This window comes from Candidatus Frankia alpina (assembly GCF_902806485.1).
In the GTDB taxonomy this organism is placed as follows: Bacteria; Actinomycetota; Actinomycetes; order Frankiales; family Frankiaceae; genus Frankia; species Frankia alpina.
The window spans coordinates 1-6,091 of the sequence record NZ_CADCWT010000258.1 but is presented as its reverse complement, the minus strand read 5'-3'; the positions used below and the strand labels follow the sequence as shown (position 1 = coordinate 6,091).

The 6,091-nt window shown below is 70.3% G+C and carries 8 protein-coding genes and 1 pseudogene; 3 read left to right on the top strand and 6 right to left on the bottom strand.

Annotated features, from left to right (window positions below; translation table 11 throughout):
- Together G6R25_RS20155 and G6R25_RS20150 are read right to left on the bottom strand one after the other, a co-directional pair.
- A partial coding sequence (locus G6R25_RS20155) for an alpha/beta hydrolase (protein WP_163554192.1) occupies positions 1 to 739 on the bottom strand: 739 nt, incomplete at its 3' end.
- A 296-nt stretch (positions 740 to 1,035) separates the two neighbouring features.
- Positions 1,036 to 1,944, bottom strand: coding sequence for an aminoglycoside phosphotransferase family protein (locus G6R25_RS20150; RefSeq protein ID WP_163554191.1), 909 nt, complete (start codon positions 1,942 to 1,944; stop codon positions 1,036 to 1,038).
- 422 nt (positions 1,945 to 2,366) lie between these two features.
- Between G6R25_RS20150 and G6R25_RS20145 the strand changes: the two genes are divergently transcribed.
- Entirely contained in the window at positions 2,367 to 2,918 is a 552-nt protein-coding gene (locus G6R25_RS20145) for a GNAT family N-acetyltransferase (protein ID WP_136449539.1), read from the top strand.
- A gap of 105 nt (positions 2,919 to 3,023) precedes the next feature.
- Here the strand turns inward: G6R25_RS20145 and G6R25_RS20140 are convergent, their stop codons facing one another.
- Positions 3,024 to 3,755 carry a class I SAM-dependent methyltransferase gene (locus G6R25_RS20140; protein ID WP_163554190.1) on the bottom strand — a complete coding sequence of 244 codons (732 nt, stop codon included), beginning with the start codon at positions 3,753 to 3,755 and terminating at the stop codon, positions 3,024 to 3,026.
- Positions 3,756 to 3,774: 19 nt separating this feature from the next.
- A complete protein-coding gene (locus G6R25_RS20135) occupies positions 3,775 to 4,167 on the bottom strand; it encodes a class I SAM-dependent methyltransferase (protein ID WP_235826408.1) in 393 nt (130 codons plus the stop codon).
- Positions 4,168 to 4,331: 164 nt separating this feature from the next.
- Between G6R25_RS20135 and G6R25_RS20130 the strand changes: the two genes are divergently transcribed.
- Complete coding sequence (locus G6R25_RS20130; protein WP_205447284.1) at positions 4,332 to 4,583, top strand: putative immunity protein; 252 nt, start codon at positions 4,332 to 4,334, stop codon at positions 4,581 to 4,583.
- A gap of 41 nt (positions 4,584 to 4,624) precedes the next feature.
- Positions 4,625 to 5,116, top strand: a pseudogene (locus G6R25_RS28010) (phosphotransferase); the annotation flags it as partial.
- A gap of 355 nt (positions 5,117 to 5,471) precedes the next feature.
- Here G6R25_RS28010 and G6R25_RS25485 read toward each other — a convergent pair.
- Both G6R25_RS25485 and G6R25_RS28005 read right to left on the bottom strand, forming a co-directional pair.
- A complete protein-coding gene (locus G6R25_RS25485; RefSeq protein WP_205447282.1) occupies positions 5,472 to 5,651 on the bottom strand; it encodes a hypothetical protein in 180 nt (59 codons plus the stop codon).
- Positions 5,652 to 5,666: 15 nt separating this feature from the next.
- The gene (locus tag G6R25_RS28005) at positions 5,667 to 5,897 is read right to left on the bottom strand and encodes a GNAT family N-acetyltransferase (protein WP_268904190.1); all 231 of its coding nucleotides are present in this window, start codon (positions 5,895 to 5,897) and stop codon (positions 5,667 to 5,669) included.
- Positions 5,898 to 6,091: the final 194 nt, after the last annotated feature.

Sequence of the window (6,091 nt, the reverse complement as noted above, 5' to 3'; positions counted from 1 at the left end):
GCAGATGCCGGGCAAAGAACCGGGCCCCGGCGTCGATCTCGAACGACGGGACGCCGGTGTGCCCGCCGAGACTGGCGTGCAGCGTCTTCTCCTTGGTGCCGAAGGTGTCGAACAGGTCCAGGGCCGACTGCCGGTCGTTCCCTTCGTCGTCCCACTGCAGCAGGACCTGCAGCGGAATGGTGACCTGGCGGGCCTGCTCGAACAGGGCGGCGGGCACGAAACTCCCGGCGAACAGATTGGCGGCCGAGATGCGCGGCTCGACCACCGCCAGCCGGATACCAATGGCGATCACTCCCCCCTCATACCCGACTGGGCTGCCGATCTCGGGCAGCGAAAGGAGGGCGTCCAGGGTGGTCTGCCATTCCGGGACCGCCTTGTCGACCAGCGGGAGGACGAGGGCGTCGACGATTTCGTCGACCGGTTCGTCGACCGGTTCGCCGGCCGCCATCGCCCGCCGCAGGTCGGTGCGGGCCTGCTCGGCGGCGGCCGAACGGGGCCGGTCACCGCGCCCGGGAAGCTCGATGGCAGCCGCGGCGAAGCCGTACTGCGCCGCATAATGCCGGGCCCGGGCCGCCAGCCGGGGGCGCATCGTGTGCAGTCCGCCGGGGTGGCCGACCAGGATCAGCGGGGCCGGCGCGGATGCGGGGCCGGGCGTCCACAGGACGCCGGGAATCTCGCCGAGGGTGAAGGCGCGTTCGAGGACGCCGTCGTCGAGGCGCTGTTCGGAAGTGAATCGCATGGTCGTGCCTTTCGGGAGCACTTGTGAACGGCGCTCCCGGACGACCTATCGGCCGACCGTGACCCCGGAGGGGAGCGCCCCTGTCGATACTGCGTTCACGGGTACCACCTCCTCGTCCTCTCGCACGGCCACCGGAAAACTAGCAGGGGTCGCCGTGATCCGCCACCAGGTTTGTGCGGACACTCCGTGGCCGGATGCCACGGAGCCACTTGCCGCGCCCGGCCAGCCCGATGGCGCGGCGGCGTCCCTCGACGACCTGGCGCAGCGAGTATCGGATGAGGATCGTGGCTCCGTGCCTACAGCAGTCCGCCGCTCAGAACACGATCGAGCGCTGCCCGGCCTGCGGGTCCCCAGGTCGGCTTGCCGCCCGGAAGGCCCCGGTCCCCGTTCTGGCCCACCAGCATGAGGATCAGGCTTTTCAGAGCAGCCAGTCCGCGGGCGCGCCGGATTGTCGCTGCGTCCGCCTGCGCGTACACGTCGAAGAAGCGCGCGGCGGCGCCCGCAGGAAGGATTACCCAGGCGGCCGCGAGGTCCCACGCCGGATCGCCGGCGAACATGTCACCGAAGTCGATCACGCCGGAAAGCGTCCCGTCCAAGACGACGACATTCGCGGGATGAAGATCACCGTGCACCCACACCGGCGGGCCCTCCCACTCGGGCGCCGCAACGGCATCATCCCAGACGGCCCGGGCATCGTCGGCAATGCCGCCGGGGACGACGGCGTGCAAAAAGTGGTCGAAGCGGTCCGTGCACTTCCTGGGGTGAGCGCCGCGGTCCGAACTGATCGGCGCCTGCGCGGGCGCCTCCACGTGGAGCGCTCTGAGGAAACCCGCCAGAGTGTCGGCCGCGTGGTCGCCGCGGCTGATCGAGGTGTAGTCCAATGGCTCGCCGAGAACCCACGTCATGATGGTCAAGGGCTTCGGGAAGCGCGCGGACGGTACACCGATCTGTACCGGGTTCGGGACCGGGAGCGGCAGGCGCGGGGCCAGGACGGGCAGCCACCGGCACTCCTTGCGCTGGAGGTCCGGGGCACGTTCTGTACGCGGCATGCGCACGGCCAACTCGTCCCCAAGACGCCACTGCTGATTGTCCCACCCGCCCGCTACCTCGCGGATCGTCAGCCCTGCAAGGTCCGGATGCTGTTCCTGCAGCAGGTCATGGACCAGGTCTGCGGTGATCTCGATCTCGATCCCGGAATCGGTCATCCGCAGCCACAGTACTGGGGCAGGCGCCGACCCTGGCCGCCAGTGAATCGAAGCATCGCCTCACTTGTTTCGTGGCCGTGACCAGCAACGATGCCTCGGCTGGTTCATAAAACGAGCCGTACCAGGAGTTCGAGGAGAAGAGTCTCGCGACCGCCGAGGCCGACATCGGCGCCGGCGCGGTACAGACGCCGGCGTGAGCCCCGCCCCCTCACGCGAGACAGGACAGTCAGAGATGGTGACCGCCCGGTTACATAACGTCTCGGTGATCCTACTTCGATCGTGGGACAATCTCACCGATTCTGCTCTGCCAGGTGAGAGCGGGGGCTCGTCATGGGTCGCCCGGGTTCGGGACGTCGGGAGGGGCATCTGCCGTGGGGGAAACTGCGGGTGGACCAGCCGGGCGGCAGTGCCCTGTGCGCCCGATGAACCGGTTGCGGGTGCTGGTGGTGGACGACTGGCCGGTGTGGCGCGAGCTGAGGCTGGCCGCGTTGGCCGACGCACCGCACGCGTTCGGCTCCGCGCTCGCGGACTGGCAGGGGGACGACGACACTCAGCGACGATGGCGAGCTCGACTCGAGACGGTGGCCGTCAACATCGTCGCCGAACTCGACGGTCAGCCGGCAGGCATGATCAGCGGTGACCGGACCGGCTCCGACACCGTCGAGCTGATATCGCTGTGGGTGGCGCCGGCGGCCCGAGGCCGCGGGGTCGGCGACCTGCTCGTCGCAGCCGTGGTCGAGTGGGCCGAGCGGGCCGAGCGGGCGGGCGCAGACAGGGCCGTGCTGAGGGTGTACGAGAGCAACCACCACGCGGTCCTGCTCTACCAGCGCAGCGGGTTCACCCGGACCAACGTCGCAGCAGCGGGCCAGAGCGATGACCGGCCGGAGTGGGTGATGGAGCGACCGCTGGCCGGCCGGCGCCTCCCGCCAGGCGATCAGCAAGACGGCCGGGTCACCGAGAAACAGCTCGAGTAGGCGCGACGGCCTCTTCGCGCAGCGCCGATCCGGCCCGGCGACGCGCCCTGGACGTGCTGGTGCGGCTGGAGAACGGGGCGGCAGGTCGGGTCGACCTGACCGTGGTCATCTTCGCTGAGACCGGGCGATGAACACGAACTCACGCCCCGGGCGGTCCGGTGCCTCCCGCACGTCGAGGACTCGGTAGCCGTGGGCGACCAGGCTTGCTTCGACCTCGTCCCGGCTGCGGAAGCGCAGGGTCGAGTCCGAGGTGACGACCACGCCGTCGGCCAGGAAGCGGTAGGTGTATCGGAAGGAGACGAACGGAAGACCGACGTCGGTGACCTCCAGGCGTCGTTCCACCGGGCCGATGTCCGCGATGTCGAGCGTGACCGGATCGACGTCCACCGCCCACTGCGCCCAGGCGTGGAATTCGGGGCGTCTGGTCTCGAAGGCGAGATGGCCGTGGGGGCGAAGGGCGGTGTGGATGCCCTGGAGGGCCTGGGCCCAGTCGTCGTCGGTAAGAAAGACCTGGGCCACGTTCCCGGTCATCGTCGCCAGGTCCGCGTCGAGCGCCGGCAGTGCCGCGGCATCGCCCTGGATCCAGCGGACCCTTCCCGTCCGGTCCTTCGACCTCGCGACCCTGAGCGACTCCTCGGCCGGGTCGACACCCACGACCGTGGCGCCGCGTCCGGCGAGCAGAACCGCCAGGCAACCGGTCTCGCACCCGACGTCGAGGACACGATGCGCGGTCAGCTCGGCGGCGATCGCGAGATAGGCGGCCAGGTCGTCGCGGTCGGCGTCGAAGGAGTCGTACACCCGGGCGAGGAGAGGATGAGCAAAGATCGGATCCGGCATCCCGGGACCATACCCACCGTCACGCGCCCTGGCGGGGCAGGCAGTTCGGTGCATCGGAGGCAACCTGCTCGAAGGTCACGTTCGTGACGTGCTCGAAGGTCACGTTCGTGACGTGCTCGCGTGCGGCGCGCCGGCGGGCCAGCCCGAGCATCTCCGCGGACAGGTCCACACCCAGGACAGACCCGGCAGCGGCGCGGCGGGCGGCGTCCAGGGTCGTCCGCCCGCCGCCGCAACCGACATCGAGCACGGTCGCCGTCTCGTCGATCGCGGCCGCGATCAGAAACCGGTCACGGTATGCGGAGACCCCCTCGTCGAAGCGGTCGGCGTGGGCGACCCAGAAAGCGCCTCCCTCGCCGTCCCAGCTGGCGAACTGGGCGGCGTTCGACGCGTCGACGGCGAGCTCGGCGACCATGGCGCCCACTCTGTCGGAACGCCGGGTAGCTCCATGGCCCTGGCCGGGTGGATCACCCCGCACGTTGGATGTGGTGGCCGCACCGGGGTGAAGCCGGCACAGTCAGAGATGTGGCGGGCAGCGGCAGGGAGCACCGGAACCGACAGGATGTGCGGGCGAACAAGGTGATCATAAGCGAAGAGGACCGTCGAATTCTCGGAATCTGGGCCGCCGACTGCGCCGAGCGGGTGCTGCCGCTGTTCGACCAGAAGGCTCCCGGCGACACCCGCCCTCGCGAGGCCATCGAGGGCATCCGCTCCTATGCGTGCGGACAGATGCGCAAGGGGCCGCTGCGTTCCCCTGCCTTCGCGGCCCTCGCCGCCGCCCGGGACATCACCGATCCCACCGCCGCTGATCAGCGCCGCTGCGGCGCGTAGGTGCGCGAGGGGTGGTGGTCCGAGCCGGGCATCTCCCCGAGATGAACGCCCGCGTGCCCAGGGGTGCCCGTGGGCGGGTAGAACGAGCAGCTACCGGTCAGCTGCGGATCGTGCTGGAGGTGGACGTGACCGAAGAGGCCCTGCCCGGCGGCTTCGTGAACACGGTCGTCCGGATCGGCGACACCGTGCGCAGGCCGCGCACGTCCCGGTCCGAGTTCGTCCACCGTCTGCTCGGCTTCCTCGACCGGCAAGGCTGGCCGGGGGCGCCGCGGTTGCTCGGCATCGACGAGCAGAACCGGGAGATCCTCAGCTTCCTCGACGGGCACGTTCCCTGGAAGGCCGAACACGGCCCTGCCGTCCGGTCCGACGCGAGCCTGATCCGGGTCGCCGAGCTGGTCCGCGAGTTGCACGACCTCACCGCGGGGACACCGCTGGCCGGCGGCCACGACGTCGTCTGCCACAACGACCTGTCGCCGAAGAACACCGTCTACCGCGATCTCGGTCAGCAGCCGCACCCGGTGGCCTTCCTCGACTGGGACCTCGCCGGACCCGGTGAACGCATCCACGACGTCGCCCACCTGTGCTGGCAGTTCCTCGACCTCGGCCCGTCGACGACCGAACCGGCCGAGGCGGCCCGCAGGATCCGGCTGATCCGCGACGCCTACGGGCTGACCGGACACGCCCGTCTGATCGAAACGATCCTCTGGTGGCAGGATCGTTGCTGGCGCGGTATCGAGGCCGGGGTGATCGCAGGGGAACCCGCCGCCATCCGGCTACGCGACGCCGGAGCCATCGACCAGGTCCGCGCCGCCCACCGCTGGGTCGCCGAGCACCGCACCCGACTCGCCTGGCCCACCGGCGCCGCCCCAGGGCTCGTGCGTGCATGCTTCACACCGCGAGCTCCCGCCGGTACCGTACGTCGCGAACGGCGATCACGCCCACGACGTCGTCGCGGACCGCGCTGTCGGGGTCACCGGCGTCGTCGGCGACCAGGACGCCCCGGGCTGGCCACGCGGCCTGGCGCCCGGCCGCCGTCCACCGCATCGTCGACGCCGGCCGGGCGAACAAGCACAGGCGGAGTCCCTATGATCCTGAGGCCGGGCGAACGAACTGCACGATCGCCAATCCACCGTCCGTGCGCGATGTCCGCCCGCTGGGAACGAAACCGACCCGACGGTAGAGGCGCAGCGCGCGGTCGTTGTCGGCTCCGGTCCACAGCTGCAGCCGTGCGTACCCGCGGCTGCCGGCCTGGTCGGCGAGATACCCGATCAGTCGCTCTCCCACGTGTCGCCCCCAGGCGAGCTTCGCCCGCACCCTGGCGATCCGCGCAGCGTCGGGAGGTCGCCCACGGGCACTGTTGGCCTCACGCCAGACACCCAGCGCGGCGGGAAGATCATCACTTTACGCGAGACGAACCGCCACCGGGTCTGGTTCCAGCACAGGTTCCACGGGCTCCAGGATCGCCGCTCCAAGCGAGTAGCCACCCGGATACCCAACATCTGGGGCGG